The organism is Bradyrhizobium sp. CCGUVB1N3, from assembly GCF_024199925.1.
Lineage (GTDB): Bacteria > Pseudomonadota > Alphaproteobacteria > Rhizobiales > Xanthobacteraceae > Bradyrhizobium.
In genome coordinates this window covers 2,854,447-2,879,800 of record NZ_JANADR010000001.1, presented here as the reverse complement: position 1 = coordinate 2,879,800, position 25,354 = coordinate 2,854,447, and the positions used below count along the sequence as shown (strand labels likewise).

Here is a 25,354-nt window from a genome sequence, read left to right as displayed (position 1 = left end):
ACCGATACGACGCAAACTAGAAAAAACGACGGCCTCGATCCGAGAGCGCATAGAGTTGGCATGGACCTGTGTTGCAATCACGGCGCAGGCTTGGACTCATACCAATCCTCATAATGATCGACCGATGTAAGCCCAATCGCGGAGCCCGATCGACATGATCTTCCACGGCTGCGCGATGAGGGTGTTCCAGGCGTAACAGCAGTGGTCGACGATGTCGTCGTAGGATTTGAAGACGCGGTTTGACAGCCAATTTTGGCGCATGAACTGCCAGATGTTCTCCTGGCTGTTCAGCTCGGGCGAACGCGGCGGCAATGGCAGCAGCGAGATGTTGTGCGGAACGCTCAGCTGCTTCGCTCCGTGCCATCCAGCCTGATCGAGGATGATGATGGCGTGGGCACCATGGCTGACCTTGGTGGATATCTCATCGAGATGAAGCTGCATTGCTTCGGTGTTGCAGAAAGGTAGTACCAGAGCGGCGCCAGTTCCGAGTTCAGGACATACGGCACCGAACAGGTACGTCGATTGCGTACGCTGGTCATGGGCTGCCCGCGGCCGCGATCCCTTTCTGGCCCAGCGATAGGTGAGCTTATTCTTCTGGCCCACCCGCATCTCATCCTGGAACCACACCTCTACCGGCGTGTCCGGCGCAAGGCTGCTGCGGATGTCCTCCACGCTGGAGTGGAAGTTTTTTTATATGCCTCGATCGCATCGGGATCCTGCTTGTAAGCTCTCGGCCGGGCGCTGACGTGTGAGAAGCCGAGGTCCTTGAGGGCGCGATAGACCGTGTCGTCTGATACCGAGATGCCAAACTCCTCGTGCAGCCGCATGATCAGGTCACACGCCCGCCAGCGCACCACGCCATGGATGGCCGGGATCGGCCCTTCGTCCACGATCTGCGCCAGAAACGCCCGATGCTCCTCGTTGAGCTTCGCCGGCGCACCTGGCGCGGGGACATTGATCAAACCATCCGGCCCTTGCTCGTTGAACCGGATCACCCAGTCGCGTAGCGTCTGCCGGTCCATCCCGCCGACCTTGGCGGCCTCCGTGCGCGAGGCGCCATCGAGCACCGCAGCAATCGCCAGAAGCCGCCGAACCTGATCGCTGTCCTTCGCCCGCCGCGCTAACCGGCGCACCTCAACCGCCGTCAAATCCGTCCGAACCGCAATCGGCTGGCCCATGGCAACTCCCTCCAATTGCCATGTTGAATCATCGACCCGCTGATTTGGAAAGCCCCACCGTGAGTCACCACCTCAGCGGATTAGTATCAGCCTTCAACGTCAATCGGCGGCGGATGGATCGCGCGGCCAAGGAATATGGGCGGGGTTGCGCGCGCTGAACGATCCCGAATTTTCAAGCCCTCAACGTAAGTTTTTCAACGAGCATCCTGCAGCGCAGGGAATATCTCCCGGAGCAGCGTTTCGCTGCAATCGAGAACGTCTAACGTAATCAGCCGCTTGGTGACTGCCTTGCGCAGCCGTGCCCGCGCTTCCGCGTAGCTCATGCCGGACCCGATTTTTTTCGCGTCGAGACGCCAGGCCCGATAGGCGGCGTTGAACCAGGCAAGCTGGCCGGTCGCGTTCGCAGCGTCGATCACCTCCTGGACGTGCCTGACCGCTGATTTCACGCGCGCCATCGCCGCATCGTGATTTGTCAGCGGGATATTCCAGCCGCGAGCGACCGCCTCGATCTGCCGTGCTGCGACCTCGCCACGCACCGCGAGCCGACCCTCCTGGTCATGCGGCAGCACGCCGTTGACCTCGGCGACGATTGCCTCGGCTATATCACGGTCCTTGACCCAGTAGGCGCACGAGATTTCCGACCGCAGCCATTTCCGCTGCATGCCGCGCTGGGTCAGGTTGAGATCGCGGGTTGCGCCGACGATGCAGGGCTCTCCAATCGGGCTCGTACCGATGTAGACCGCAGCCACGCCAAAGATGATCAGATATTCGCGCTCCGCACCGTGGGGGGTTTCAAATTCCATTCGGCACTCTCAGAACACCGGCACGAGCTCGTCGCGCAATTGGCAAGCGATGATCTCGCAGCCCTCGTCGTGGCGCTGCCGCCAGGCATCGGCATAGCCGCCGCGCTTGGCCGCCACCCATCCGGCATCGCGCTCCAGGGCGTGCGCGAGGGCCACGGCATTCACGGCCAGGACGAGGTGCGCGAGCCGCCCCAGGTATTGGGCAGGCCAGCAGATCGCCGCCTCCATGTGCGTGATCTCGCGCAGGGACGGCAGCACGCGCGTGCGGTTCTGCAGCTGCTGGGTCCGCTCCAGCTCGCCCTGCTTGTGCTGCTCGACCAGATCGTCGAATTCGTAAACATAGGGAGGCCAGCTAGGCCGGTAGCCGCAGACGCCAGGCATCGGCAGCAGGCGCAGGGTCTGCATCGCCTCGGACAGCCGCTTGCTAACGTGGGGCCCGCCCCAGATCGAGGGAGCCTCGTCATCCATCACCACGTCTTCCAGCGGATTGAAGTTCATCGGCCCGCGCCGGATCAGCATGCAATTCATCGTCCTACCTCCCTTTGGGTGCATAGAGATCGCGCACGCGGCGCTCGCCGTACTGCTGCTGCTTCCGCTCCTGACGGGAAGCATCGGTCATGGACAACCGGCCATGCACTAGTCGGTGACAGCGGACGCAGAGCGCTTCGAGGTCGTCCAGAAGTTCGTTGAACAGTCGCTCGTATGTCCTGTGGTGCACCTCGCGCGCCGGATCGCCGCACCGCTGGCAATTTCCGTCCTCACGCGCCAGCACTGCATCCGCTTTCGCGCGCCACTCGGGCGAGGTCAGATAGTCAGCATACTTCACGCGCTCGCCTCCTCTTCGTTCTGCTGCGTCGGGGCGTGCGCCTGCTTCGGCTTCTTCGTTTGCAGATTGCACGTCGCGTAGCGACCGCAGTCGGACTGAAATTCCAGGCCGAACTTGGTAGCGAAGCCCAACTCTTCGAAGCGCGCCTTCTTGTGATGAAGCTCGGCGTAGTGCTCGCACTCACCCGAGTCGCTGAAGAGGCGCGGACGGTGCACCACGAACCCCTGGTCGACCATGTTGTCCCAGTGCTTCGAGCCATGGATGTGCTCAAGCTCGGGCGGATCGCTGCGGCGGTAGCCATCATTCGCCTTCGCGGGATGCGCGATGATCTGCACATGGCAGTCGAGATCGACGGCAAAACTGTAGAGCTCGCGCAGGCAACGACCGATGTAGTCCGTTTCGCTTTCACCGCGCTCGCGGCTCGCTTCGAGCCTGTTCCAGGGATCAACCTGCAGAATTTTTGCGCCGTTGCGGCGCACAGCGACTTCCGCGTTCAAGAGCAACCATTGCAGCGTGGGGCGACGTTCCGGATGCTGCAGGAACAGGTAGTGATCCTCGATCCACCCGTCGGCTGCCGCGATCTCGTGGGGGTCCAAGGTCTTTTCCAGCCTGCGTGCGTGCAGCGTGCGCAGTTGCCGCCGCAGATGCGGCTTCGGACGGGTCTCGAAACTGGCGATGCAGGCTACGAGGTCGTACTTCGCGATAATCTGGTGCCAAAGCTGAGTCCACAGCGTTGTCTTGCCCATGCCGGGATGACCCGTCACGACCGACAGCGTGCCAGCCGCGATGTTGCAGCGGTTCCTCCAGTCGTCGAAGCCAAGCTGCCAGACCGTCATCGGCGGCGGGTCTGGAAGTTCGCTCATGCGGAAGAGACCATCGACAGGCCACGGCATGGGCGCGTGGATAACCTTGTCGTGCAGGTCCCTCGGGCCGTCGCTCCGCAGGAAGTCGTTCGCGTCCTTCGAGCCTTCCGGCCACTCGATGAAGAAAAAATTCGAGAAACCGAACAGCTGCGCCATCATCGCACGAAGCTTCAACCCGGCTTCGTCCTGGTCGCCGCACCAAACGATCTTCCAGCCCCTCAGTGCCAGCCGCATGCCCGTAGAAGAACCAGTCGCCCCAGCCATTGATGATCTTCGACAGCTCGGTTTCCGCGCCGCTGTCACGTTGGCAGCGCAGGGTGAACTGATGCGGGTACCGCTCGGCGTAGCCGAACACACGCACACGGACGCCGATCCGAATATCGCGCCCGAGCACGGTCATCAGATCGGCGGCCTGCTTCTGGTCGATGAAGTCAGGAGTCGCGTCAAGCAAGTAAGGCGAGATCAACCGCTTGACCTCGGGCAGGAAGCGATCTGAAGTCTCCCGGTCAGCTGCGTATGGCATCACGCGACCTCCGGGAATTTGAAGATCTCTTTGCCAAACTGCGCAAAGCCGGGATGGGCCTCGCGAGCAAACACGTCCAGCCGCGATCCACCGGTCACTCGCGCGATCAGCTCATAGAATTCCGCTGGCTTGCGCGAGTGCTCGCGGCGCGGCCACGAGTTGCAGACGTTGAAGTCCTTCGTGTCGGTGAAGACCGGCGCGCCCTTGCGAGCATAGACGATGAACTCGGCGTTGTACTGCGGCAGGTCGTGCGGCTGGAAGCCGCCAGGCTTGTGCCAGACCATCGTCAGGACGTAGCGCAGGTCCCATTTTTCGAGCAGCGCCAGCGTTGCGGGCAGGAACTTCTCGGTGGTCCAGCAAAGGACGTGGCAGTCGTCCTTCAGGTGCGATGCGATCTCGCTGGGCCAAAAGGCCTCGATCTGCTCCAGCGTCATCACGTCATAGTCGAAGGCGTCCTGGTTCGGCCGCTCGTCGCGGTCGATCTTCAGCATGGGCCAGGGCGGATCGATCACGACGACATCGAAGGGGCCGGTCTCGGAAAACACCGCCGTCAACGCCACCTGGCGCTTTTCGGCCTTCGCGTTTTTGCGCGAAGCCGCGAGCAGCGCAGCGGGCGTGCCCGCTTTGTCAGCCGCCTTAAGCTCTGCCGTCAGTGCGGCACGCTCGTCCTCACGCAGGTCGGCGAGCTTTTCAGCACGCAGCAGGCGCTTCTTGTCGATGCCGAGTTCTAAGACGGTGGGGACCGCCTCATCTGGCGGGGCCACAATGGGACTGCCAGATGAACCTTCGCCCTTCGGCTTGCCGCGAAACTGGCCGCGCGTGCCCTTCGCCTTGCCAACCTTCTTGCGTTCCTCGCCGATCCTGACCTCGGCCTCGACCCACACCTCGCCAGCGCGGTCGGCGACCGCCTTAACCGGCTTGAACATGCGCTGGTAGCCAGCAGCCGCATTCGCAGCCGCCTCCACAGTGTCCATGGAGGGGGCATTCCTGATCTCGGCCGCCAGGTGGTCGAGATCAGCGAGCGCCTTCTGCGCGGATGGGAAGAGCGCGACCTCAGTCGCGCCAGGACCTGCAACGATGCTGTGCATGACCGCCCCCGTTAGTGAGCGGTGGCGCTTGCATCACCCATCATGGCGGCAGCCCGCCAAAGCGGCAGGTCCTTGACGCCTTCGGCGGTCGCCAGCATCGACAGCGTCAGCTGCTGGTCGGCCTCAAGCTCCTCGTAAATCTTGCGGTTCTTCGCCTCGTTGAGCCTGATCTTGACCAACGACCGCAGCTCCTTCTCCGGGATGCCCCGCGCCTTTGCCTCGGTATAGACGTTCGAGATGGACTCCCGGATCGAGCGGCAGGTCTTCATAAACGTGCCGCGCTCGCTCGCCAGGTCGGCGTGGTAGCCGTCAATCTTCCCCAGGAGTTCCTGCACGACCTCGGGTTCGAAGTCGTTGGTCGTGTTCGCTGCTTTCGCCATCGGTGTCCCTTTGCGTTTTGCGGGGCCACGGTGAAGCGGGAGAATCACCGGGCCGCGCTAATTGTCAGGGCACCCTCGCAGCGGTGAACGCCCGCCGATGCTTGGCGCACCAGGGCGAGCCGATGGCCTTCTTCTGGCCGCAGAACAGCGCGAGCCCGTCCTTGCCGCGCAGATCAAGCACGGCGCGGCAGTGAAACCACTTCGCCTGGAGGAATGGCACCGGCTCGCCGGGACGCGGCTTCGACTTGCGGGGCGCCGGCACGACGTTGGACCGCGCGGGCTGCTTCGCCGCTTTCGGCGTTCGCTGGGTGCGCGACAGCCCAAGGCGATGGACCTTGCCGATGACGGAATTGCGCGACGTGCGCAGGGCGTCCGCGATGAGGGCCGCTGAGCTACCTTGCATCCACATCGCGCGAAGAACCTGTTCGGACTCGGGATTGTCCCAGACGCTGAACCGCATCCGCATTCATCATCCCCGATGATGCCTCGTGTCACGAGGAATTTTGCGTGCAGCTCAAAATAACGGGTCTGGCTCAACTGGCAGGTAGTATCGACGAGCGATGATGACTTGGTGGTGCGGCTGTTAAGCGTTGCAACACGCTGCATCAAACTTTCCGGGTCTGCGCTGCATCGAGCTGTTGACACTGCAATAGGCGAGATTGACAATCGATCACATCAGGCGGGCGCAAAGAACAGCAAATCACCATCGCCCCTCATGATCTCGAAACCACGGTGTCATCACCTGCCGTGTAGCAGGTGACCCGCTTCCAAATCATCGCACTTCGCCGCCCTTGGCTCGCGCCAAGGTCGTCACTGCTTTGCGCCGGAGGTTCGTGTCGTCATGCAGTCTATCCAGTGGGACGGAAACCAGATCGCCACGCCTGGTGCTTATCGGGGCATCCCCTTGGCCGTCTATCATCGCCCTGACCTGTGCGTCGAGGTCAGCACGTCGTCGTCTTTCTACCGCAACCTGAACAAGTCGCCTGCGCATGCATTCGAGCGGTCGCGGTTCAACCCCGCGCACGTTGATGATGCGGAGCAGAGTGAGTCGATGGCGCTGGGCCGCTTCGTGCATGCCGCAGTTGCAGGCGAGCCCTTCGATCACGACTGCGTCCTTCGCCCCGCAACGGTCGGTGGCGTGGCCTATCAGGGCAACCGGAAAGAATGGCGCGACTGGAAGGCCGCGCAGATCGCGGCTGGCAAGTACATCATGACGCCCGAGATGGTCGAGCGTGCCAAGGGCATGATCGTCGCGCTTGGCAAGTTTCCGCTCGTCCAGCAGGGCATTCTCGGCGGCGCACCGGAGCGGTCGTTGATCTGGCGCAACAAATATGGCTTCTTCGAAAAGGCGCGGCCCGACGACACCCCCAACGACAGCGGCGATTTCGTCGATTTGAAAACGACGAAGTCGGTGGCTTGGCGCGATCTTCAGAAGGCAATCGTTGAATACGGGTATGTCCAACAGGCCGCACTGGTGATGGAGGGCGCGACGGCGCTCGGCCTGCCCGCCACGAGCTTCACCTTCCTCTTTGTCGAGAGCAACGCACCGTTCTGCGTCCGCGCCGTCACCATGAAAGACGAAGACATCGCGCGCGGTCACGCTCTCAATGAGCTTGCCCGCAAGACGTTCTTGCAGTGCTACCAGTCGAAACACTGGCCGGGACCCGGCGACGACCACGCCGATGCTGAGTATATCGACCTTCCGGACTGGTATCGCAAGTCGGTCGATGACCGGGTGAAGTTCGCGCTCCGGGAAAATCCGTGATGACACCGCTCGCGCTCGACTTGGCCGAACATCTGTATGGCTCCAAGACGCTGTACATCGTGGAGAACCCGCCGCCTTATCGGATGCCGACGCCCGGCGATCTGCGGAGCGCCCTCTCTTCTAGCCGCCTTTTCGATCTTGCGGCGTGCAGTGCTCTGATGCTGGAAATCAGCGACAAGATGCGGAAGGCATTTGACGAGCACGATCACTTCAGTGATCGCCTCGCGTTCTTGCCTGCCGCGCAGACGTGGGTCGAATATATCGCGCGCGACGGTGTGCGCGAGGTCATTGTGCTCGTCGGCTCTGGCGATAGCAGCCTCAGCGCAGCCAGCTTGAGCTTGTTGCAGCGGCGGGACGATGGCGCGTTTTGCATGCTCAAGGACATGCACCGTCTCCCGCTGGTTAATTCCGGCGGAAAGCCGTCTCGTCCCCTTTTGGCCCTCCATCGGGATGGGCAGCTCCACCAGCGCGAGTCGAGCGGAGATGAACTGACATTTGATGCCTACGCCGCTCTCGCCCTGATCAACTCGCCGCGCGTCATCGGGCGGCGGCAGCACATGCCGCACGAGCGTATCGAACGCGAAAAGCTCAAGCAGCGGCGCCTCGTCGGCAAATTTCCCGTTCAGGCTTGGACTGAAATCCTGCTGACGGTTGCGCCGCCTGATGCGCGCTCGGGAGAGCCTGCCTCCGAAGGTCATCTGACTGGCGACAAGTGCCTGCATTTCTGTCGAACACATCTGCGCGTGCGTCGCGGCCGCCTCGAATACGTCGAGGGTCATTGGCGCGGTGACCCCGCGCTGGGCATCAAGCAGAGTCGCTATCGGGTCGCGAACTGAACAACGGGGACATTTGACATGGCCGATGACCAATCTTTTCCCGGCGACCGCCCGATGGAGTCCGACCGCGCGCCGCCGCCCGAGCGCGTGACCCGCCGCGATCTTGCGGAAGGCAATGTCGAGAAGGTCGTTTCCGACAGGACCGAGCGCGTGACGCTGTTCAAGGGCGGTGGCGTCGACATCGCCAACCTGAAGGATGCCGTGGATGCCGCGAAGCTTTTCGCTGCGTCTGGTGTGTTCTTGCCGCCGCATCTGCAGGGCAATGTCGGCGGCGTGCTGTACTGCTTCCTGAAGGCGCAGGAACTCGGCGTCTCGCCGCTCGCGCTGATGAATTGGTCCTATGTCGTCGAGCAGTATGTCGGCGGGCAGAAGGTCCAGCGCGTCGCCTACGAGAGCCAGATGTTCCACGCGATCATCGAGGCGCACGCGCCGATCACTAGCCGCCTCCAGGTTGGCTACGAGGGCGAAGGCGACAAGCGCCGCTGCCGGGTCTGGGCCACGTTCAAGGGCGAGAAGGAGCCGCGCTATTTTCCGCCGGTCGATGCCGATCCGGATCAGTTCACACTCGGCAAGCTGCGTCCCAAACGCAACGACAAGGGCTTCGTCATGGGCTCGCCGCTCTGGGACAAGAAGCCTGATCTTCAGCTGTTTTACAACATGTCGCGCGACTGGGCGCGGATGTACTGCCCGGACATTCTCGCTGGTCTCTATGGCCGCGATGAAATGGAAGATGCCGGTTTTTCGGTTGCCGCCAACCTCGCCAAGGACGTGTCGCCGCGCCTGGCGCAGCGCCTGACCGGCAACGCACCCCCTGTTGGCCAGGCGGCAATCGCCGCCATAGACGCGCATGCCGCCGCGCACGCGCCGAAGCCCAAGCCGAAATCCGAAGCCGAAGCGCCTTCGACTGCGCATGTGACTGACGCTGCGGGTGATCGTCCTTTGAGTGATGCGTAAACGGGAGTGACGGGTGATGTTGCGCTTTATCGTGGACGACAATGCGCTCATGCAGCTCGGCTGGCCGCATGTGCAGGGTAGCTCGCTTGCAGTGCCGCTCGTGGCGACTGATGCGGCTCGCTATCGCAAAATGCTCGACGAGTTCAACGCGATCAGCGCAGCGCGCCCTTACCTCAACCATTGCACCATCGCGTGCTCGGTCGGCGCACAGGTGTTCGGCGTCACGCTCAACGATCTGCGGACAAGACCCAATCGGGACATCCTCGCCTCGCGCCAGAAGATCATGGCCTTCGCCAAGGTCGCGACCGGCGCGAGCTATCACCAGATCGCGCGCAGCTTCAACATCGACCACAGCGCGGTCATCCGCGCCTGCGAGCGGTACGAAGCCTTCATCCGCCGCGTCCTCGCTGAGGAGGTCGGATGATGCGGAAGCTGGTGCGCGATGTGGTCGCCGCCGTTCACGAGGAAGGCGGTTCGAATGTCCGCGTCTCCCAAGGTGCCAAGCACACGCGCGTCCACTTCACCGGCCCAGAGGGGAAACGATCCCTCGTGATCCTCCATCGCGGCACGGCCATCGGCAGATGGTTTCACACCGCGATCCGATCTCAAATCCGAAGGAAGCTCGCGAAATGAGTGCAAACCATCTTCGCCTCTTGATGCTGCTCGCAAACTTCCCCGTCTGGATCGTGCTGATCTACGTGGCGGAGCTGCTCTGGTCGTTGATGTAGCCACAACAAAGGAGAGACCATGAACCTCGCTAACGAAATTTCCTCGCTTGAGACCGAACTGCAGTCGCTGCGCACCGAGAACGAGGTGCTCAACCGCAACAAGGCGCTGATCGAGTTCGAGAACGAGAGCCTGCGCCGCCAGGTCGCCAAGGTGAACGCCGAGCGCGACAACCTGATGCGCCGTGCCGAGGTTATCAAGAGCCTGCTCGATCAGATCGGCGGCAGCCTGATGCTCGGGCTTCGCAAATTCCACGACAACGAGCGCGACATCGCAGCCGCCCAGCTCACCACCGAGACGGGCGAGATGCCGATGTTCCTGGCCCAGGCGCGCGGCAACGGCCACGCCGAGGCCGACAAGACCGAGCACTGAACATGACGCGACCCAGCGACCTCGAAATTGCACAGGCCATCTGCTGCGGCGATCTCTGCCGCAGCGAGACCTCGCATTGCCATGCGGGCAATCACTTCGCCGAGGCCTATCGCGTTCGCAAGTTGCTGGACCGCCACGCCCTTGGGTCCGGTGGAGCTACGGAGGCGGCGTCTCGCACAACGCCGTCGCGCGGTGAGGATATGAGCCAACGACCCGCGCCCCATACCAAGCGCAAGCGGAGGGCTCGGGCATGATCATGCGTCGCGCCCTCCTGCAATGCCTGGCTGCGACCCTGGCTTCCCCGATCCTCGCCGAGGACTTCCAGGCGATGTGGGACCGCCGCATCGGGCGCGATGCCGGGGTAGCTCAGTCGGTAGAGCGGCGGATCGAAAATCCGCGCGTCGGTGGTTCGAACCCACTCCCTGGCACCAAACACGCCATGCGGGCTGCCCACGATCCGGTCTGCCGCAAGCGCAGTCGCCGCTATTTCCACACCGGTCGCCATCTGTCCTGGAGATGCCGCCATGCCGGTTGATGAAAACAAGATCGCCGACAACGTCACCAAGCTGATTGAGGCATTCCACCTGGCCAGCGGCGACATGGACTGCGACAGCGAGGGCGCAACGCTCGCCTATCTGGTCGCCGAATACGTCGCCTGCTTCGCGCCCACGCATCAGCAGCAGATGCACGGGCTTTTCGACCGGTGCGTCGCAGACGAAATCAAACAGATCAACGCATACCTGCATCGTCGGATGGGGGCGCACTGATGATGTCCGCCGCGAGAGCGAAAGCCAAATCACGCAAGAAGCCGGAGGCCCCGATGACTCAGCTTGCCTACACGGTCTCCGAGTTTTGCCGTGCCTTCCGCATTTCGGAGCGGCACTACTTCAACCTGCGCGACGAGGGCAAGGGTCCGAAGGAATTTCGCGCCGGTCGGCGAGTGCTAATCTCCGTCGAGAGCGCACAGGCCTGGCTCAGGGCGCGCGAACTGGAGGGGACGTGATGACCACCACCACCGACAAGCTGCGCTGCGTGCTGCGCGAAATCGGCTACCGCAAGCACGTCTATCGGCGGCGCGTCGCTGACGGCTTCATGACCGAGGCCCAGGCGAAGCGCGAGATCGACCTGATGGTGACGATTGGCCAGGATTATCGCGCTCTGGCCGCCGCCGAAGCGCCGCAGACCGAGATGTTCAAAGAGATGGAGCGGCCGTGATGGAAGCAACGATCACGATCGATGGGCACACGCTGACCGAAGGCCAGAGCATGTCGGTCCGTGTTGCCATCACCGCGTTCTTGATGGAGCTGAAGAACGACAAGCAATTCGCGGACAGCCTGGGCCTGATCGCCGTCGCCTACCAGGCGCGGCTGACCGAGGTCATGCACATCATCCTTCACGAAGCGTCTTAAGCAACGCCAGGCCGGTCCTGGCAACAAGGAGAGAAGTCGATGCGTATTCCCAAGGGGGCCGACATCCAGTTGAAGACCGAGAACGACGCGCTCGAATTGCAGATCACTGCGGCGATCACCACCAAGGCGCAGGCTAACGACCTGATCTCCTGCATCCGCCAGGTTTCCGGTGCGCTCGAAAGCGAGCGCCGGGTGCGCAAGCCGAAGATCGCCGAGGCAGCGTGATGGCTTGGCGCTGGCGTGTATCTGCGTTCTACGGCGTCGAGGACCCCGATAACGGGAAGCGGCGCGGCATGTGCGCGATCACGACGGTGCACGCCACCGAGGCCAGCCTGGTGGTTGAGCTGGCGGCTTTCCGCCAGCGCGCCGACGTCGGTTGGGTCGATATCGTCGACCTGGACACTGACGAGTATCACCGGGAATACATGCGGTGACCGATCGCCGGACCTTGCCGATGCGCCGCAGCGCCGAGACCTTCGATATCAGCATCGGAGGTCTCAATCGCAGCTATGCCGTCACGCTCGGCTTCTACGAGGACGGCGCGCTTGGTGAGGTCTTCATCTCGGGCGGCAAGAGCGGCGAGGCCGTCGAGGCTATCGCGCGTGATGGTGCGGTTCTGTTGTCGCTCGCGCTGCAATACGGCGCGCAGATCGAGAACATAGCAAGCGCCATCACCCGCGACGGCCAGGGCCAGCCGTCCTCGATCATCGGCGCGGTGATCGACCGACTCCTTCCGGAAGCGAGGGCGAAAGATGAGTAACGTCGTCTCGACTGTTTTCGAGCATGCGCGAGTGCCTTACGGCGATGACGGCAGACTGGTGCGGGGCATCATCGCCCGATGCGGAGCCCCGAATTGCGAGGCTGCCGTTCCGCTCCCGGTGAACGTGATGGCGAATGGTCGCGGCACGGACAGCAACATCGAATGGCAGTTCATCGCGCGCAAGCTGGAGCAGAAGGGTTGGCGCATCGGCAAGACCGCAACGGCCCACCGCTGCCCCAAATGCTTCAACGCAGCGAAGTTTGCAGCAATCCGGAAATCTGAGGAGAAGCCCGTGGTGACTAAGATCGAGCCGCCGCTGCAGGTCGTGCAGGAGAACGCCAGGGTGATGACGCGCGAGGATCGACGCATCGTCTTTGAAAAGCTGAACGAAGTCTACATCGACGGCAAGGTCGGCTACGGGCGCGGCTGGACTGACGAGAAGGTGGCGACCGATCTCGGCGTGCCGCGCGCCTGGGTGCGCGTGATCCGAGAAGAAAATTTCGGCGACGAAGTTGGCAATGAGGAGATCCGCGATCACATCATGCAAGCAGGAAAGCTTCTCCTCGACATCAAAGCGCTGCGGCAACCCTTTGATGAAGCGCAGCGCTTGTTCGCTTTGGCCGACAAGATCGAGAAGTCGCTGTCCGAAATTCAGAAGGTGCTGAAGTGAACGAACTCGAGACCCTGCGGGCCGAGCTGGCCGCAGCCAAGGAAGAGGCAGCCGAGCTGCAGGACATTTTCGATCTGCAGTGGGAGGCCGACATGCGGGCGGTCGGCCGCTGGCGCGAGGCGAACCCCGGCAACGAGCTGGTGCTGCCTGACCGCGCCAATCTGGTGGTCTGGCTACTCGGCCTGGTCGAGCGATCAGCGGCGCATCCCGGCAGCCGCGAGGGCGAGCGTTGTTTCTGCGGCGAGCCCGCCGCGCACAAGGTCGAGGAAGTGGTCTTCGCCGACGACCCTCAGCCCGTCAGGCACCCGCTGACGAGCTACGTCTGCCGCGAGCACTTCCGCGAAATCATGGGACCAACAGCGTCATGAGCGTAGAGCAGGACGAGGAGATGGCTGAGCGGGACGCGGATATCGGTCGCGATGCCGCCAACGTGCTGCTCACCCTCATCAACGGCGTGACCTCAGGGGTTGCGTACAACATCATCGGCTGCATGGCCGTCTCCGTGTTCACGACGGTCCCTTTCATCAATCCGCTCGATGCCGTGGACGAGTTCGACCACTGGGCGGCGTATACGCGGCAGATGATCGCCGATCAGGTGAAAGAGCGGCTGCAATGACCTCCCGCGTCATCAACCAGACCAAGGGCGAGATCGTGGCCGAGCTGCACAAGGCAGACCAGGCCATGCAGTTAGCCGACACGCTGGCCGCAGACTGCCAGTACCAGGAGCAGTTCGCCGTGGTCGAGCTGGTGACGATTTACGAAACGCCGAGGCCGCTGAAGCCGAGATGAGGAACACAAGTATGGCCGACAATCTTTGCCTCTGCGGGTCCGGCAAGCAGTCGTGGTGGGAACACGATGCGCGCGGCATTCCGCTGTGCCGGGTCTGCGACAAGTGCCGGAAGGAGAAGCTCGGCCGCTATCGGCCCGACGTGCTGACCGACACGAATTATCCAGCGTCGGAACCTATTGACGAAGGAGATGATCAGTAGAGTGCGTATCAGGGACCGATCTAAGTGTCGGAGTTATTCCGCAACTTACCGCGCAAAAAATCTAGCAAAAGTGCGGGCTGCAAATCGGCGCTACGCAGCCACATGCAAAGACAAGCGGCGCATCACCAAGCTGATGATGCGCTACGGTCTGAGGCCGGATCAATATGACGCGATGGCAAAGGCGCAATCGTACCTTTGCGCAATCTGTAACAAGTCCCTGAAACTGTACGTCGACCACCACAAAGCAAGCGGCGTTGTTAGAGGTCTGTTGTGCCGAGACTGCAATCTTGGCCTCGGGTACTTCAAGGAAAGCCCGGACGCTCTGAGCTGTGCCGCTAAGTACCTAGCGGAGCGACATGAAATGCCTTTACACGAAGCGCAAACTAGGAAACGCGAGCCTAATCAGCTTGCGTTTTGGAGCGGCGAGCCGGTCAAGGAATGAGGCGGCGCGGCCACATCTCGTTCAAGACGAAGCTGGCGGCGACGCTTTGCGAGATGCTGACGGACGATGGCACCGGCAAGCTGGTCAAGATCATTCCGCACGAGGATGCGGTGAAGATGACCGAGGACCAGGTGCTCTCGCTGTTTCGGTTCGACCACGGGCTCTATCACGCGCAAGGCGGCTCGGATGAGTTCTGGAACCTGACGCCGATGCTAATCGAGGAGCACAACGTCAAGACGCGCGAGCGCGACATTCCGCAGATGGCAAAGACGCGCCGGATCGAAAAGGCCCAGGAGGGATTCCGGGCGCGGCTCCTGGCCAAGGATCGGGGCGAGCCGCGCCCGCGTAGCCGCTGGCCGAAGCGCAAGTTTGGCCGCAAAGGAGCGTGAGATGGGCGACGATAAGATTTCGCGCATCCCGGTCAGGTTCAAGGACCCGCCCGCTGGCGAGCCGTCGTTCCTCAAGGTGGTCAACCGCTGGGGCGACCGCGACGGCTGCGATCATCGGTCCTACTACGTCGAAGGGCGCGGCTTCGTCCCGGTGACCTACTATCTGCGCGAGGGCGAGACCGAGGTGGAATGCGAGCGCTGCCATACGCGGCTCGACCCGATGTTCGTCCTGCGGATAATGGCGAGCGAGGAGACGCAGTGGTCCCGCTCGCGTGCAAACTATATCGAGGAAATGCAGCGGCTCCGCGACCGCAGGCGAACGAGGTGCTTCCATTGCGGAAAGATGACGGAGATCAGCGGACGATGAACACGCAGGTTATCGCGACCAAGGTCTGCAAGGCGTGCAGCAAGGAGAAGCCGCTCCGCGACTTCTATGTCCAGGTGCGCCCCGGCCTCCGGGACGCGACTATGACGGTCTGCAAGAAATGCCACCGTGAGCGCGTCAAGCGCGCGACCGCAGAGCGCAAAAAGAGCCTCGCCTAGTCGAGGCACGGCCAGCAGGGTGAGTTCTGAGTCATTCCGCTTCGATGCAGCCTTAATGTTGCATCGTAACGGACGGCTCCGACGCCTCAGCCTGCGGCGCGGATGCCTATCCCAGACTGGCAGCCGTGGCATGAATGCTGGAGGACTGGTGGGGGGCCGTCACTTTCCTCGTTGTCGCTTCAGGGGTGGCGACTCTGGAGCCGCTATGATACTCGGGGGCATGTTCGACGACATCCCAGATACTTCGTTGGAGCAGGCCAGGATGATGGAAAACATCCTCCTGGCCGCCTGCGAAGGCGACCGAAGTCAGACCGGGATGTACGCACAACTGCGCGGCATGCTGATGGGTGACGAGACGCTGCAGGCTTTGCTGCCGCAGTTCGTGCGGACCTCCCGAGATCTCAATCATTTCTGGTCTTACGTCAAAGACCTGCCGACCGGGACTAGCGGGCATTGGGAGAAGCGCCGTCGACATGCCCGCGACGGCCTGACACCCCTATTTGACTTTCTGGAAAAGAGGAACACGGCGCCCGTCGATAGTGTCGCCACTGATGTGCTGAAGTCCGTTGATCCTGACGGCGTACATGCCGTCTGGAGCAGAGCACTTGAGCGCCGTCACGCGGACCCCGAAGGAGCGATTACCAGCGCGCACACGCTGCTTGAGACCACTTGTAAGCATATTTTGGACGAGACCGGCGGGAGCTATAGCGACAACGACGACTTGCCAGGGCTCTACCGCGCTGTGGCCTTAAAGCTCAATATCGCCCCTAGCCAGCATGCCGAAGAAGCCTTCAAGAGGATACTAGGCGGCGCGACAAGTGTGGTGGAAGGCCTGGGGTCGCTGCGTAATAAGATCGGTGACGCCCATGGCAAGGGAAAGGCCGCGGTGCGGCCGGCGCCGCGGCACGCGTAGCTAGCCGTGAACCTCGCAGGCACGATGGCCACATTCCTCATCGAGACTTGGCAAGACCTGGCACCTTGAGGCGCTAAACCTCTGCGGGAGCCCTTAAAAAAACGCGCCCGTGCCGTTCACTCCGCCCGGCAAACGAGTGGCACATGATCACGCTTTTTATCGATACCAACGTCCTGCTGTCGTTCTATTACCTGACGAGCGAGGATATCGAGGAGCTGAAGAAGCTCGTCGCCCTGGTTAAGAACAAAGAGATCAGTCTCATTGTTCCGAAGCAGGTCGAGGACGAGTTCTGGCGCAATCGCGGTGGCAAGATCTCCGATGCCATGAAGAAGCTGAGGGAGGCCAAATTCAATGCGTCCTTCCCGGCATTCTCGAAGGACTACGAGGAATACGATGAGCTTCGCGCGCTGCTCAAGAAGGCCGACAAGCTGCATGCTGAGCTGGTCAGCAAGATCATGGCCGATGCGAAGGATACTTCTCTTAAGGCAGATGAGGTCGTAACCGGGCTGTTCAAGAAGGCGACGAAGCCGGAGTTCGATGACGATCACTATTTGAACGCACTGAGACGCGTGCGGCTCGGCAATCCGCCTTGGAAGAACGAGAGCCTTGGCGACGCGGTGAACTGGGAAACCTTATTGGTCACGGTAGATAAAGGGACCGATCTCTACCTCGTGTCCGAGGACAAGGATTATCGGTCGCAGTTATCCGAAGGCGTTTTCAATGAGTTCCTTCGGGACGAATGGGAGACCAAGAAGAAGTCGTCGCTGATCTACTATTCGAAGATCTCCGACTTCTTCAAGGATTGCTTCCCGGACATCAAGATCGCGAGTCAGGTTGAGACGGATATCGCCATTAACAGCCTGAGCAATAGCGGCAGTTTCGCATCCACGCACGTGCATATCGGGAAGCTCGATACGTTCGATCAGTTCACCATTGCTCAGGTCGAACGGCTCATCAAAATCCCTGGGCAGAATAACCAAGTCGGCTGGATCATCGACGACCCCGACGTTCACGAGTTTTATGCGAAGCTGCTGGATAAGTACGGTGGTGGTCTGAAGAACGACGACTACGAACTCCTTGAAGAGCTCGTCGAGAAGGGCAAACCGGAGCCGGAAGAAGACGACCCGCTTTCTTAGTGCCAAAAAAGAAGCCCACCGGAGTGAGCACTTGGTCGAACCAACGCCGGAGCGCGAGCTGCGGAGCCGCCGAGATGCACTCCGATCCCCGCCGGAAGCGGAGCCTTTTGTTTGCGGGGCCGATCAGGCAGCCATGGGAACCACACTATCAGCAGGCTGCGGGGGCTGGTAATCAAGCAGAGCGCGGCGCGAGAGGCTGCCGGAATGCTCGGTGATGAACTTTGAATAGGTCCGCTCGATTTCCACGACGCTCGTGTTGTGGCTTGCCGCGACGACCCGGATGGGGACGTTGAGCAAGAGGTTGCGGACGATGCTGCTATGGCGCAAGGCGTACATGCCGACCTCGTCCGGATCGAGCCCGATGGCCTTGACGACCTCGGCAACGTCGTCGCGATAGTCGTCAGAGACGCCCTTGCCATCGACGCCCCAGGTCTTGCCGTTGCTCCGCACCAGGAGCGGCGCGTTCGCGGGCCGACCCTTGGCCGACTTCGCCAGCCGTTCGGCCAGCGCCGGGGTGATGTGCACGCTGTAGCGCTCGACCTTTTTGCTCGTGCGGTTGCGGCCGCCACCCTTGGCCGACTTCGGCATCATCAGCCGAGGCTCGGTCTTGTGCGCGATCAGGTCCCGCACGCAGAGGCGAGCAGCCTGCGAGGGCCGCGTCCCGCTCTGGGCCAGCACGTCGGAGAACTCGCCCAGCTTCTCGTCGTGGGCATAGGCACCCGCGACAAAGCTGACGACCTGCCCATCGGTCAGGATGACGTTGTTGACCCCGTTGGCATCCGGCAACATTTCGAGCCCGGTCGTCCAGGCGTGCTCGTTCTTGATGCGCCGGTCGCTCGCGGCGGCGAGGTTGAGCGCGGCCCTGATGACTTTGCAGTACCGGTTGACGCTGGCCGGGGCCATCTTCAGCAGCAGGCCATCGCGCCACTTGCGCAGCTCCTGCGCATCGAGCAGCGGCACCGGCTTGCTCAAGAGGCTGGCAGGCAGATGGCCCTTCGGGGTCGTGGCGTTGCTGGCGTTCGCGCCGCGCGAGACCAGATCGTCCTTGTATCGGTCCATCGCGATGCCGAGGGTGACGGGCTTATTGCCTTGCTCCTCCTCGACCTCGTCCTGGTCGCCGCCGCGCACCAGCTTGCGGGCTTCGGTGACGGCCTGTCCGTAGTTGAAGATCGTCTTTGCATCGGGCTTGTCGAAGTCGTCGGCGACGCCGAACTTCTTCAGCCACTCGCCGCCCTGGCCATCAGCAGCGCGGATCGACCAGGTGCCTGCGCCTTCGTTGCGGCGATAGCCAAGCGAGAGGCCGGGGCCGAGCCGTTGCCAATGGGGCTTCTTCTGAATAGCGAGCTTCAACCGCGCGGTCGGACTCTCAAGAGAATAGTTGCGAGGTTTAGCCATGGTCTTGCACATTCCTTTTTGTTTTAGTGTCCGGCCCGGTGTCGGGAAGTGCGGGGTGCAACCTCTTGCGCCCCGCTTCAGGACTGTGCAGAATTTACTATGGATTTCAGTGACTTAGAAGGCCTCTAGTTAATGCAAGGCGCTGCAAGGAAGTGCAAACTTTTCCCCTTGTGGGAGAAGGGCGAAGCGCCGGATGAGGGGTTGTCTCCGCGAGCGCGGCGAGCCACCCTCTCCCACAAGGGGAGAGGGAGGGCAGCGAGTGCAGGGCCTACCCCGCAATCTCCCGCCAGTCGGCGCCGCGCAGCATGCGCATCACGGCGGATGCGACCGCGGTGCGCTGGCGGCCGGCGACGCCGTAGAGGTTGACGGTGCGGCGTGCATCGAGCCCGGCGACCGAGGTGCGTTTGAGGCTCTCCGGCACCGGCGAGGTGTGCGGCACCATGGCGACGCCGATATCGGCCTCGACCAGCTCGATCAGGTCGCGCTCACTCGAAACCTCGTGGCTGTGGTCGACGTCGACGCCGTGCTCGCGCAGGCTTGCCGAGATGCGCGTGGCGTGCTCGCAGTAGTTTCGGCTGAGCAGCTGTTCGGAGCGCAGATCGTCGAATTCGATCGTGCTGCGCTCGGCGAGCAGGTGGCCCTTGCCGATCACCAGCTCGAAATTCTCGGTGAACAGCGGCCAGACGTCGAGCCGCTCCCAGGCTTCGTCGATCTCGGCGGCGATGCCGAGCTCGGCCTCGCCCTTTTTGAGGAACTCGCCGACCTCGCGGCTCGAGCCGCGCAGGAAGCGGAATTCGAGTCGGTTGAACTGCCGCTTGATCTGGCTGAGGTGCGGGATGAGCAGCGCGAGATCGATCGAATGCGTCAGCGCGATGCGCAGTGCGCCGATCTCGCCGCTCTTGAAGGATGAGGCGAGCGAGCGCGCGCCGGCCGCGGCCTCGTAGCACTGTTTGAGCAGCGGATGCATGCGCTGGCCGAGCTCGGTCAATTGTGCCGCTGGCCGTTCGCGCCGGAACAGATCGCCGCCGAGCTCGGCTTCGAGCTGCTTGATCGCGCGGGTCAGCGATGGCTGCGTCACGTTGCACTCCTCGGCCGCGCGCGTGAAGTTCAAAAGCTGCGCCACCGCGAGAAAATAGCGGACCTGGTGCATCTCCATGGATCGGCTCCCGGCAAGGTCGGGGCGAATCTAGCCGATCAGGGTGGGGAATGACATCCCGTCCGCGATAGCGCGCACGTATGGTTTCGGAAGCCAACCGGCATTTCCGTTGTGTTCGGCAATTGGTCACAAGAGCATGGCGTAACAATCGCGCTGTGCTTGACGAATATTCGAGCGGTGCCAGCACGATGGGAGGCGACACATGCAAGATATGACGCAGCGCATCAAGTCGAGAGACCTGCCGGGTCAGGTCGTGCTCGTGCTCCAGGGCGGCGGCGCGCTCGGCTCCTACCAGGCCGGCGTCTACCAGGCGCTGCACGAGGCCGGCATCGAGCCGGATTGGATCATCGGCACCTCGATTGGCGCAATCAACGCCAGCCTGATTGCCGGTAATGCGCCGCAGCACCGGTTGTCGCGGCTGAAGGAGTTCTGGAAGCGGATGGAGCAAAATCCGGTCTGGAGTCTGCGCGCCGCATTTCCCGGCTTCAACGAGAAGCTCGCCTATTGGTCGACTATCACCAACGGTATACCCGGCTTCTTCCGGCCCAATCCGCTGGCGCACGCCGGCGACTCCTTTCCGCTGGGCGCCGACCACGCCGGCTTCTATTCGACCGCGCCGCTGGAGAGGACGCTTTCAGAACTCGTCGATTTCGACCTCGTCAACCGCTGCACGCCCCGCCTCACGGTTGGAGCCGCGCACGTCCGCACCAGCCAGATGCGCTATTTCGACAGCCGCGATGGCGATCTGACGGTGAAGCACGTCATGGCGTCGGGTGCGCTGCCGCCGGCCTTTCCGGCCGTGCGCATCGATGGCGAGCTGTACTGGGATGGCGGCATTCTCTCGAACACGCCGACGGAAGCCGTGTTCGACGACAATCCGCGCAAGAACTCGCTGATCTTCGCCGTTCATCTGTGGAATCCGGTCGGCGCCGAGCCGACCACGATGGCGGAGGTGCTGAACCGCCACAAGGACGTGCAATATTCCAGCCGGATCGCAAGCCACATCGCGCGGCAGCAGCAGGCGCACCGTCTACGCCACGTCATCAACCAGCTCGCCGCGCGGTTGCCCGAGGGCGACCGGAGCGATCCTGCGGTGCGCGAACTCACGAGCTATGGCTGTCCGACGCGGATGCATGTGGTGCGGCTGCTCGCGCCGCAGCTCGACCGCGAGACCCACACCAAGGACATAGACTTCAGTCCGTCCGGCATCATGCGCCGCTGGGACGCCGGCTATCTTCATACGCGATCAGTTCTGGCGCGCGCGCCATGGGTCGGCGAGTTCGATCCGCTCTCGGGCGTGGTGTTGCACGATAATCCTGATATCCTGCCCGTCGCGGCGGAGTAGCGCGGCGGAGTCCATCCGGCTCATCCGCGTGATCTTCGCAATTGGCCCCAAGCGGATGTTGCAAAGTGATTTCCGAGAACGACCTGGAGTCTTCGCTCGATCATATCAGGCGCAAGGCAGCTGGATCGACGGCGGGTATTTTTGGGCCGGCCTCACTGACCTGGCGAATTGACCGAGAGGCCGTGATCTTTCTCGGAGCCGGCCGTGCGCTGCTGCTTCAACTGGCGCATCCGTGGGTCGCTGCCGCCATCGCCGAGCACTCCAGGACGCTCGCTGACCCGATCGGTCGCTTCCATCGAACCTTCGATGTCATGTTTACGATGGTATTCGGCTCGCTCGATCAGGCGCTGACGGCTTCGCGCAAGCTGCATCGGCGTCACGCCACGATCGTCGGCCGCTTACCGGATGCCGTCGGGTCGTTTGAAGCCAATTCGCACTACTGCGCCAATGAAGTTGCGGCGCTGCGTTGGGTTCACGCCACTCTCGTCGAGAGCGCGGTCATGGCGCACGATCTCGTCTTTCCGCCGCTCTCGGCCGACGAGCGCGAGCGATACTGGGCCGAATGCCGGCTTTTCGCAGCAATGTTCGGGCTCACCCCGGACGACCTGCCGGCGGATTGGCAATCCTTTCTCGCCTACACGGAAGCCATGGCCCGCTCGGAGGTTTTGACCGTCGGCACCGCAGCGCGCGAGGTGGCCGGACAAATTCTCGGGGGCGTCGGACGACCCTGGTTACGTCCGCCCAAATGGTACCAGGCGCTGACGGCCCGGATGTTGCCGGAGCGACTGGGCGCTGGTTTTGGATTGGCTTGTGGCGCAGCCGACGACAGGGCTGCGGACCGCGCGCTCAAGTGGATACGACGCATCTACCCCCGGCTGCCCGCCCGCCTGCGCTATGTCGGTCCGTATCAGGAAGCCCAAGCCCGACTGCGCGGGACGCCACAGCCCGGCTGGATGACGCGATGTCTCAACAGGGCCTGGATCGGACGGTCTTCGATTGGGTGACCCGTCGTGAAAGGCGAAGCCGCCTCAAGCCGACGCGATCTTGCGATAAAGCGCGCTGTAGCAGGCGGCGGAAATATTCCAGCTGAACGACCGCGACATGGCGGTGCGGCGCATGGAGTCGAGACGGTCCTGGGCCATGAAGGTCGTGAAGGCCCGACGAACCCCGCCGAGGAAAGATTCGTAGGACGGCTGCGTGAACAGGAAGCCGGTCTCGCCGTCGGTGATGGTTTCCGCAAGCCCCCCGGTCTGGTGGCCGATCGGCAGCGAGCCGAAGCGCTGGGCGTACATCTGGCTGAGCCCGCAGGGCTCGAACCGCGACGGCATCAGGGTGAAATCGCTGCCGGCAAAGATGCGCCGCGCCTGCGCGTCGTTGAAGCCGATGGCGACGCCGATCGCATCGGGCCGCCTGCGATGGGCGTTGATCAGCGCCTGCTCGAGCGCCGGCTCGCCGGAGCCGGTGACGACGATCTGCCCGCCGGCATCGATGATCTCGTCGGCCGCCGACAGCACGAGGTCGATGCCTTTCTGATGCACGAGCCGTGCGACGATGCCGAACATCGGCCCGCGCGACACCGCGAGCCCGAACTGCTTGCGCACATAGTCCGCGTTGGCCCGCTTGCCGGCCCAGTCGCCGGCGCCGAATTGCTGCGCGAGCTGCGCGCAATAGCGGGGGTCCCAGCTCTCGTCGATCCCGTTCAGGATGCCGGTGAGCTCGGCCGCCTCAGAGCGGGCGCGCAACAGGCCCTCGAGGCCACAACCGAATTCCGACGTGGTGATCTCGCGCGCATAGGTCGCGCTCACGGTCGTCAGGTGCGAGGCGTAGACGAGGCCCGCCTTCAGGAAGGACAATTGATCGTAGAACTCGACGCCGTCGATGTGGAAGGAGCTCTCGGGTGCGCCGATCCGCCGCAGCGCGTCCTTCGGGAAGAGGCCCTGATAGGCGAGGTTGTGGATGGTCAGGATCGACGGCAGCTTCGAGCCGCGCCAGGCGAGGTAGGCCGGCACGAGCGAGGCCTGCCAGTCATTGGCATGGATCAGGTCGGCTGCCCAATTCTTGTCCAGGTTGCCCGTCGCAAGCTCAGCGGCTGCCGACGCCAAGCGCGCGAAGCGGATGTCGTTGTCGGGCCAGTCGCGCCCGCTTTCGTCGCCATAGGGATTGCCGGGGCGGTCGTAGAGCTGCGAGCACAGCAGCACATAGACCGGCAGGCCGTCGCGCGTTGCGGCCCGGCCGAGCGTGCAGGCCGGCATCTCCGCGAACGCCGGACAGCGACCAACGATCTGAATATGCGTGAGTTGTTCGATGATGTCGCGATAGCCGGGCAGCATGATCCGGATATCGGCGAAGGGGCGGAGCGCTCTGGGGAGGGCAGCAGAAACGGCGCCGAGTCCGCCGACGCGGACAAAATCGTCCATCTCTGTCGTGACGAACAAGACCCTCAAGAACAGCTGCCCTCTTCCGAGCCCGATTGCTGCTATGCAAGATCGGGTCCAGTTGCCCTCGGAATTCCAAGCCCGCCCCTGGAAGCTGCCGTTCGGGTAAAGACTTTCCTACCAGGCCGCCGCCATCTAGGGTCGGCGCATCAACAAGCAAGAACGCGCGTGGTTCCTAAGGGGGACTCAGGGAATGCAGGTAGCAGACAAGCGTGAGGGGACGACGACAAAAGCCTTTGCCGGCCTGCGGGTGCTCGATTTTTCGACCACCATCGCCGGCCCCCATTGCGCGCGGATGCTCGCCGACATGGGCGCCGAGGTCATCAAGATCGAGACCAACGGCGGCGAGACGATGCGGACGCGCCCGCCGGTGCGCAGCGGCTGCAGTACCGTGTTCGGCCAGCTCAACGTCGGCAAGAAGAGCATGGTGCTAGACCTGAAGTCGGAGGAGGGCAAGGAGACCGTGCGGCGCCTCGTCGCTACCGCCGACATCCTGGTCGAGAATTTCCGTCCCGGCGTGATGCGCCGCCTGCGGCTCGATTACGACACGCTCCGCCCGTTCAATCCGAGGCTGATCTACTGCTCCATCTCGGGCTACGGCCAGACCGGCCCGTCAGCGGAGTTGCCGGCCTATGCGCCGGTGATCCACGCCGCCTCCGGCTACGACATGGCGCATCTCGCCTATCAGCCCGGCCGCAACCGCCCCGACTATTGCGGCATCTATCATGCCGACGTCGTCACCGGCACCTATGGCTTTGGCGCGATTGCGTCGGCGCTGTACCAGCGCACCATCACGGGCCTTGGCCAGCACATCGACGTCTCCATGCTGGAGTCGATGCTGACGCTCACGGTGATAGAGCTGCAGAACTCGCAATTCGAGGTGAAGCCGCCGCCGCGTCCGATGTTCGGTCCGACCGAGACGGCCGATGGCTACGTCATGATCACCATCGCGAGCGAGAAGACTTTTCAATCTCTGATGAAGGTGATCGGCCGGCAGGACTGGATCTCCGATTCCCGCTTCTGCGCCTATGGCGTGCGACGCGACAACTGGGCTGACCTGATGGACGGCGTCGAAGCCTGGTCGCGGCAGATCACGACGGAGCAATGTCTCACAGAACTCGGCGCCGAGGGCGTGCCAGCCTCGGCCTATCGCACCGTCGCCGAGGCGCTGCGCGATCCGCAGCTCGCGCATCGCCAGGCGCTGTCGGACGTGGAAGATGAGGGCGGCTCCTTCCAGGTGCTCAACCTGCCGTTCCGGATGTCGGGTGCGGACACGATGCCCGGCAAGCGCATCGCAGCGCTCGGCGAGCACACGCGCGAGCTTTGCGCGGAAGCGGACCTTGGCGATGACGTGCTAATTCCGTCAGGTAAAACAGCTGCGCAACAATAAGCCCTGCGGCGTTTGATCTCGCGCGCGTTCCTCTTGCCGTGGCCGAGAGTGTCGCCACGGGCGAGCCG

Annotated in this window: 38 protein-coding genes and 1 tRNA gene; 28 read left to right on the top strand and 11 right to left on the bottom strand. The window is 62.8% G+C overall.

What is annotated here, in order from left to right; genetic code table 11:
• Window positions 1-108: 108 nt before the first annotated feature.
• The 5 genes from NLM33_RS13635 to NLM33_RS13615 all read right to left on the bottom strand — a co-directional run bounded on the left by NLM33_RS13635 (window position 109) and on the right by NLM33_RS13615 (window position 3,829).
• A protein-coding gene (locus NLM33_RS13635) for an IS630 family transposase (RefSeq protein ID WP_254096555.1) occupies window positions 109-1,178 on the bottom strand; the annotation gives its coding sequence in 2 pieces (ribosomal slippage) (window positions 109-692 and window positions 692-1,178; 1,071 coding nt in all).
• A gap of 194 nt (window positions 1,179-1,372) precedes the next feature.
• Window positions 1,373-1,981 (bottom strand): hypothetical protein, encoded by a 609-nt coding sequence (locus NLM33_RS13630; protein WP_254096554.1) that lies wholly within the window; start codon window positions 1,979-1,981, stop codon window positions 1,373-1,375.
• Window positions 1,982-1,990: 9 nt separating this feature from the next.
• Entirely contained in the window at window positions 1,991-2,500 is a 510-nt protein-coding gene (locus NLM33_RS13625; RefSeq protein WP_254096553.1) for a hypothetical protein, read from the bottom strand.
• 13 nt (window positions 2,501-2,513) lie between these two features.
• The gene (locus NLM33_RS13620) at window positions 2,514-2,807 is read right to left on the bottom strand and encodes an HNH endonuclease (protein ID WP_254096552.1); all 294 of its coding nucleotides are present in this window, start codon (window positions 2,805-2,807) and stop codon (window positions 2,514-2,516) included.
• Entirely contained in the window at window positions 2,804-3,829 is a 1,026-nt protein-coding gene (locus NLM33_RS13615) for an AAA family ATPase (RefSeq protein ID WP_254096551.1), read from the bottom strand. The genes NLM33_RS13620 and NLM33_RS13615 overlap by 4 nt, the downstream gene beginning before the upstream one ends.
• Between NLM33_RS13615 and NLM33_RS13610 the strand changes: the two genes are divergently transcribed.
• Window positions 3,789-4,166, top strand: a complete 378-nt coding sequence (locus NLM33_RS13610) for a hypothetical protein (RefSeq protein WP_254096550.1) — start codon at window positions 3,789-3,791, stop codon at window positions 4,164-4,166. The genes NLM33_RS13615 and NLM33_RS13610 overlap by 41 nt on opposite strands.
• A 26-nt stretch (window positions 4,167-4,192) precedes the next feature.
• On the opposite strand, the gene NLM33_RS13605 is transcribed toward NLM33_RS13610, so the two are convergent.
• The 3 genes from NLM33_RS13605 to NLM33_RS13595 form a co-directional block, all read right to left on the bottom strand.
• Complete coding sequence (locus NLM33_RS13605) at window positions 4,193-5,281, bottom strand: S-adenosylmethionine-binding domain-containing protein (protein WP_254096549.1); 1,089 nt, start codon at window positions 5,279-5,281, stop codon at window positions 4,193-4,195.
• Window positions 5,282-5,292: 11 nt separating this feature from the next.
• Window positions 5,293-5,661, bottom strand: a complete 369-nt coding sequence (locus NLM33_RS13600; protein ID WP_254096548.1) for a GapR family DNA-binding domain-containing protein — start codon at window positions 5,659-5,661, stop codon at window positions 5,293-5,295.
• A 64-nt stretch (window positions 5,662-5,725) separates the two neighbouring features.
• Window positions 5,726-6,127, bottom strand: a complete 402-nt coding sequence (locus NLM33_RS13595; protein ID WP_254096547.1) for a GcrA family cell cycle regulator — start codon at window positions 6,125-6,127, stop codon at window positions 5,726-5,728.
• Between the two features lie 375 nt (window positions 6,128-6,502).
• Here NLM33_RS13595 and NLM33_RS13590 point away from each other — a divergent pair, with 375 nt between their 5' ends.
• The 24 genes from NLM33_RS13590 (at window position 6,503) to NLM33_RS13480 (ending at window position 17,565) form a co-directional block, all read left to right on the top strand.
• Window positions 6,503-7,426, top strand: a complete 924-nt coding sequence (locus tag NLM33_RS13590) for a PD-(D/E)XK nuclease-like domain-containing protein (protein WP_254096546.1) — start codon at window positions 6,503-6,505, stop codon at window positions 7,424-7,426.
• Window positions 7,426-8,262 (top strand): hypothetical protein, encoded by an 837-nt coding sequence (locus tag NLM33_RS13585; protein WP_254096545.1) that lies wholly within the window; start codon window positions 7,426-7,428, stop codon window positions 8,260-8,262. Before NLM33_RS13590 ends, NLM33_RS13585 begins: the two co-directional genes overlap by 1 nt.
• 18 nt (window positions 8,263-8,280) lie before the next feature.
• Complete coding sequence (locus NLM33_RS13580) at window positions 8,281-9,216, top strand: recombinase RecT (protein ID WP_254096544.1); 936 nt, start codon at window positions 8,281-8,283, stop codon at window positions 9,214-9,216.
• Between the two features lie 16 nt (window positions 9,217-9,232).
• Window positions 9,233-9,640 (top strand): helix-turn-helix domain-containing protein, encoded by a 408-nt coding sequence (locus NLM33_RS13575; RefSeq protein ID WP_254096543.1) that lies wholly within the window; start codon window positions 9,233-9,235, stop codon window positions 9,638-9,640.
• Window positions 9,641-9,963: 323 nt separating this feature from the next.
• Window positions 9,964-10,314 (top strand): hypothetical protein, encoded by a 351-nt coding sequence (locus NLM33_RS13570; RefSeq protein WP_254096542.1) that lies wholly within the window; start codon window positions 9,964-9,966, stop codon window positions 10,312-10,314.
• Between the two features lie 355 nt (window positions 10,315-10,669).
• A tRNA-Phe gene (locus tag NLM33_RS13565) sits at window positions 10,670-10,745 on the top strand.
• A 93-nt stretch (window positions 10,746-10,838) separates the two neighbouring features.
• Entirely contained in the window at window positions 10,839-11,081 is a 243-nt protein-coding gene (locus NLM33_RS13560; RefSeq protein WP_254096541.1) for a hypothetical protein, read from the top strand.
• Between the two features lie 53 nt (window positions 11,082-11,134).
• Complete coding sequence (locus tag NLM33_RS13555) at window positions 11,135-11,317, top strand: helix-turn-helix domain-containing protein (RefSeq protein WP_254096540.1); 183 nt, start codon at window positions 11,135-11,137, stop codon at window positions 11,315-11,317.
• Window positions 11,317-11,529: a hypothetical protein gene (locus NLM33_RS13550; RefSeq protein WP_254096539.1), complete on the top strand. Its 213-nt coding sequence runs from the start codon at window positions 11,317-11,319 to the stop codon at window positions 11,527-11,529. Before NLM33_RS13555 ends, NLM33_RS13550 begins: the two co-directional genes overlap by 1 nt.
• Window positions 11,529-11,723 carry a hypothetical protein gene (locus tag NLM33_RS13545; protein ID WP_254096538.1) on the top strand — a complete coding sequence of 65 codons (195 nt, stop codon included), beginning with the start codon at window positions 11,529-11,531 and terminating at the stop codon, window positions 11,721-11,723. The genes NLM33_RS13550 and NLM33_RS13545 overlap by 1 nt, the downstream gene beginning before the upstream one ends.
• A gap of 39 nt (window positions 11,724-11,762) precedes the next feature.
• A complete protein-coding gene (locus NLM33_RS13540) occupies window positions 11,763-11,948 on the top strand; it encodes a hypothetical protein (protein WP_254096537.1) in 186 nt (61 codons plus the stop codon).
• Complete coding sequence (locus tag NLM33_RS13535; protein ID WP_254096536.1) at window positions 11,948-12,157, top strand: hypothetical protein; 210 nt, start codon at window positions 11,948-11,950, stop codon at window positions 12,155-12,157. The genes NLM33_RS13540 and NLM33_RS13535 overlap by 1 nt, the downstream gene beginning before the upstream one ends.
• The gene (locus NLM33_RS13530) at window positions 12,154-12,483 is read left to right on the top strand and encodes a hypothetical protein (RefSeq protein ID WP_254096535.1); all 330 of its coding nucleotides are present in this window, start codon (window positions 12,154-12,156) and stop codon (window positions 12,481-12,483) included. The genes NLM33_RS13535 and NLM33_RS13530 overlap by 4 nt, the downstream gene beginning before the upstream one ends.
• On the top strand, window positions 12,476-13,153 hold the full coding sequence (locus NLM33_RS13525; protein WP_254096534.1) for a hypothetical protein: 678 nt from the start codon (window positions 12,476-12,478) through the stop codon (window positions 13,151-13,153). The genes NLM33_RS13530 and NLM33_RS13525 overlap by 8 nt, the downstream gene beginning before the upstream one ends.
• Window positions 13,150-13,521: a hypothetical protein gene (locus NLM33_RS13520; RefSeq protein WP_254096533.1), complete on the top strand. Its 372-nt coding sequence runs from the start codon at window positions 13,150-13,152 to the stop codon at window positions 13,519-13,521. Before NLM33_RS13525 ends, NLM33_RS13520 begins: the two co-directional genes overlap by 4 nt.
• Window positions 13,518-13,769 carry a hypothetical protein gene (locus NLM33_RS13515; protein ID WP_254096532.1) on the top strand — a complete coding sequence of 84 codons (252 nt, stop codon included), beginning with the start codon at window positions 13,518-13,520 and terminating at the stop codon, window positions 13,767-13,769. Before NLM33_RS13520 ends, NLM33_RS13515 begins: the two co-directional genes overlap by 4 nt.
• A complete protein-coding gene (locus tag NLM33_RS13510) occupies window positions 13,766-13,942 on the top strand; it encodes a hypothetical protein (RefSeq protein ID WP_254096531.1) in 177 nt (58 codons plus the stop codon). The genes NLM33_RS13515 and NLM33_RS13510 overlap by 4 nt, the downstream gene beginning before the upstream one ends.
• Window positions 13,943-13,953: 11 nt before the next feature.
• A complete protein-coding gene (locus NLM33_RS13505; protein ID WP_254096530.1) occupies window positions 13,954-14,142 on the top strand; it encodes a hypothetical protein in 189 nt (62 codons plus the stop codon).
• Complete coding sequence (locus NLM33_RS49610; RefSeq protein ID WP_371929941.1) at window positions 14,132-14,584, top strand: endonuclease domain-containing protein; 453 nt, start codon at window positions 14,132-14,134, stop codon at window positions 14,582-14,584. The genes NLM33_RS13505 and NLM33_RS49610 overlap by 11 nt, the downstream gene beginning before the upstream one ends.
• The gene (locus NLM33_RS13500; protein WP_254096529.1) at window positions 14,581-14,973 is read left to right on the top strand and encodes a hypothetical protein; all 393 of its coding nucleotides are present in this window, start codon (window positions 14,581-14,583) and stop codon (window positions 14,971-14,973) included. Before NLM33_RS49610 ends, NLM33_RS13500 begins: the two co-directional genes overlap by 4 nt.
• Window position 14,974: 1 nt before the next feature.
• Window positions 14,975-15,340 (top strand): hypothetical protein, encoded by a 366-nt coding sequence (locus NLM33_RS13495; RefSeq protein WP_254096528.1) that lies wholly within the window; start codon window positions 14,975-14,977, stop codon window positions 15,338-15,340.
• On the top strand, window positions 15,337-15,516 hold the full coding sequence (locus NLM33_RS13490) for a hypothetical protein (protein ID WP_254096527.1): 180 nt from the start codon (window positions 15,337-15,339) through the stop codon (window positions 15,514-15,516). The genes NLM33_RS13495 and NLM33_RS13490 overlap by 4 nt, the downstream gene beginning before the upstream one ends.
• A gap of 220 nt (window positions 15,517-15,736) precedes the next feature.
• Entirely contained in the window at window positions 15,737-16,429 is a 693-nt protein-coding gene (locus NLM33_RS13485; RefSeq protein WP_254096526.1) for an abortive infection family protein, read from the top strand.
• Window positions 16,430-16,572: 143 nt separating this feature from the next.
• Window positions 16,573-17,565, top strand: a complete 993-nt coding sequence (locus NLM33_RS13480) for a PIN domain-containing protein (RefSeq protein WP_254096525.1) — start codon at window positions 16,573-16,575, stop codon at window positions 17,563-17,565.
• Between the two features lie 123 nt (window positions 17,566-17,688).
• Here the strand turns inward: NLM33_RS13480 and NLM33_RS13475 are convergent, their stop codons facing one another.
• Together NLM33_RS13475 and NLM33_RS13470 are read right to left on the bottom strand one after the other, a co-directional pair.
• Window positions 17,689-18,960: a site-specific integrase gene (locus tag NLM33_RS13475; RefSeq protein WP_254096524.1), complete on the bottom strand. Its 1,272-nt coding sequence runs from the start codon at window positions 18,958-18,960 to the stop codon at window positions 17,689-17,691.
• 268 nt (window positions 18,961-19,228) lie between these two features.
• A complete protein-coding gene (locus NLM33_RS13470; protein WP_254096523.1) occupies window positions 19,229-20,116 on the bottom strand; it encodes a LysR family transcriptional regulator in 888 nt (295 codons plus the stop codon).
• Between the two features lie 202 nt (window positions 20,117-20,318).
• On the opposite strand from NLM33_RS13470, the gene NLM33_RS13465 reads away from it, so the two are divergent.
• Window positions 20,319-21,461, top strand: a complete 1,143-nt coding sequence (locus NLM33_RS13465) for a patatin-like phospholipase family protein (protein ID WP_254096522.1) — start codon at window positions 20,319-20,321, stop codon at window positions 21,459-21,461.
• 65 nt (window positions 21,462-21,526) lie between these two features.
• Window positions 21,527-22,465, top strand: coding sequence for an oxygenase MpaB family protein (locus NLM33_RS13460; RefSeq protein ID WP_254096521.1), 939 nt, complete (start codon window positions 21,527-21,529; stop codon window positions 22,463-22,465).
• A gap of 24 nt (window positions 22,466-22,489) precedes the next feature.
• Here the strand turns inward: NLM33_RS13460 and glgA are convergent, their stop codons facing one another.
• Window positions 22,490-23,905, bottom strand: coding sequence for a glycogen synthase GlgA (glgA, locus tag NLM33_RS13455; RefSeq protein WP_254096520.1), 1,416 nt, complete (start codon window positions 23,903-23,905; stop codon window positions 22,490-22,492).
• A 184-nt stretch (window positions 23,906-24,089) separates the two neighbouring features.
• Here glgA and NLM33_RS13450 point away from each other — a divergent pair, with 184 nt between their 5' ends.
• Window positions 24,090-25,286 (top strand): CaiB/BaiF CoA-transferase family protein, encoded by a 1,197-nt coding sequence (locus NLM33_RS13450; protein ID WP_254096519.1) that lies wholly within the window; start codon window positions 24,090-24,092, stop codon window positions 25,284-25,286.
• The last annotated feature ends 68 nt before the right edge of the window (window positions 25,287-25,354 follow it).

Bases quoted from the DNA above. Each gene is read 5' to 3' on its own strand.
- NLM33_RS13630 (WP_254096554.1), bottom strand. From the start codon at position 1,981: ATGGAATTTGAAACCCCCCACGGTGCGGAGCGCGAATATCTGATCATC.
- NLM33_RS13625 (WP_254096553.1), bottom strand. From the start codon at position 2,500: ATGCTGATCCGGCGCGGGCCGATGAACTTCAATCCGCTGGAAGACGTG.
- NLM33_RS13610 (WP_254096550.1), top strand. From the start codon at position 3,789: ATGAAGAAAAAATTCGAGAAACCGAACAGCTGCGCCATCATCGCACGA.
- NLM33_RS13615 (WP_254096551.1), bottom strand. From the start codon at position 3,829: ATGATGGCGCAGCTGTTCGGTTTCTCGAATTTTTTCTTCATCGAGTGG.
- NLM33_RS13605 (WP_254096549.1), bottom strand. From the start codon at position 5,281: ATGCACAGCATCGTTGCAGGTCCTGGCGCGACTGAGGTCGCGCTCTTC.
- NLM33_RS13600 (WP_254096548.1), bottom strand. From the start codon at position 5,661: ATGGCGAAAGCAGCGAACACGACCAACGACTTCGAACCCGAGGTCGTG.
- NLM33_RS13595 (WP_254096547.1), bottom strand. From the start codon at position 6,127: ATGCGGATGCGGTTCAGCGTCTGGGACAATCCCGAGTCCGAACAGGTT.
- NLM33_RS13590 (WP_254096546.1), top strand. From the start codon at position 6,503: ATGCAGTCTATCCAGTGGGACGGAAACCAGATCGCCACGCCTGGTGCT.
- NLM33_RS13585 (WP_254096545.1), top strand. From the start codon at position 7,426: ATGACACCGCTCGCGCTCGACTTGGCCGAACATCTGTATGGCTCCAAG.
- NLM33_RS13580 (WP_254096544.1), top strand. From the start codon at position 8,281: ATGGCCGATGACCAATCTTTTCCCGGCGACCGCCCGATGGAGTCCGAC.
- NLM33_RS13575 (WP_254096543.1), top strand. From the start codon at position 9,233: ATGTTGCGCTTTATCGTGGACGACAATGCGCTCATGCAGCTCGGCTGG.
- NLM33_RS13570 (WP_254096542.1), top strand. From the start codon at position 9,964: ATGAACCTCGCTAACGAAATTTCCTCGCTTGAGACCGAACTGCAGTCG.
- NLM33_RS13560 (WP_254096541.1), top strand. From the start codon at position 10,839: ATGCCGGTTGATGAAAACAAGATCGCCGACAACGTCACCAAGCTGATT.
- NLM33_RS13555 (WP_254096540.1), top strand. From the start codon at position 11,135: ATGACTCAGCTTGCCTACACGGTCTCCGAGTTTTGCCGTGCCTTCCGC.
- NLM33_RS13550 (WP_254096539.1), top strand. From the start codon at position 11,317: ATGACCACCACCACCGACAAGCTGCGCTGCGTGCTGCGCGAAATCGGC.
- NLM33_RS13545 (WP_254096538.1), top strand. From the start codon at position 11,529: ATGGAAGCAACGATCACGATCGATGGGCACACGCTGACCGAAGGCCAG.
- NLM33_RS13540 (WP_254096537.1), top strand. From the start codon at position 11,763: ATGCGTATTCCCAAGGGGGCCGACATCCAGTTGAAGACCGAGAACGAC.
- NLM33_RS13535 (WP_254096536.1), top strand. From the start codon at position 11,948: ATGGCTTGGCGCTGGCGTGTATCTGCGTTCTACGGCGTCGAGGACCCC.
- NLM33_RS13525 (WP_254096534.1), top strand. From the start codon at position 12,476: ATGAGTAACGTCGTCTCGACTGTTTTCGAGCATGCGCGAGTGCCTTAC.
- NLM33_RS13515 (WP_254096532.1), top strand. From the start codon at position 13,518: ATGAGCGTAGAGCAGGACGAGGAGATGGCTGAGCGGGACGCGGATATC.
- NLM33_RS13510 (WP_254096531.1), top strand. From the start codon at position 13,766: ATGACCTCCCGCGTCATCAACCAGACCAAGGGCGAGATCGTGGCCGAG.
- NLM33_RS13505 (WP_254096530.1), top strand. From the start codon at position 13,954: ATGGCCGACAATCTTTGCCTCTGCGGGTCCGGCAAGCAGTCGTGGTGG.
- NLM33_RS49610 (WP_371929941.1), top strand. From the start codon at position 14,132: ATGATCAGTAGAGTGCGTATCAGGGACCGATCTAAGTGTCGGAGTTAT.
- NLM33_RS13500 (WP_254096529.1), top strand. From the start codon at position 14,581: ATGAGGCGGCGCGGCCACATCTCGTTCAAGACGAAGCTGGCGGCGACG.
- NLM33_RS13495 (WP_254096528.1), top strand. From the start codon at position 14,975: ATGGGCGACGATAAGATTTCGCGCATCCCGGTCAGGTTCAAGGACCCG.
- NLM33_RS13490 (WP_254096527.1), top strand. From the start codon at position 15,337: ATGAACACGCAGGTTATCGCGACCAAGGTCTGCAAGGCGTGCAGCAAG.
- NLM33_RS13485 (WP_254096526.1), top strand. From the start codon at position 15,737: ATGTTCGACGACATCCCAGATACTTCGTTGGAGCAGGCCAGGATGATG.
- NLM33_RS13480 (WP_254096525.1), top strand. From the start codon at position 16,573: ATGATCACGCTTTTTATCGATACCAACGTCCTGCTGTCGTTCTATTAC.
- NLM33_RS13475 (WP_254096524.1), bottom strand. From the start codon at position 18,960: ATGGCTAAACCTCGCAACTATTCTCTTGAGAGTCCGACCGCGCGGTTG.
- NLM33_RS13470 (WP_254096523.1), bottom strand. From the start codon at position 20,116: ATGGAGATGCACCAGGTCCGCTATTTTCTCGCGGTGGCGCAGCTTTTG.
- NLM33_RS13465 (WP_254096522.1), top strand. From the start codon at position 20,319: ATGCAAGATATGACGCAGCGCATCAAGTCGAGAGACCTGCCGGGTCAG.
- NLM33_RS13450 (WP_254096519.1), top strand. From the start codon at position 24,090: ATGCAGGTAGCAGACAAGCGTGAGGGGACGACGACAAAAGCCTTTGCC.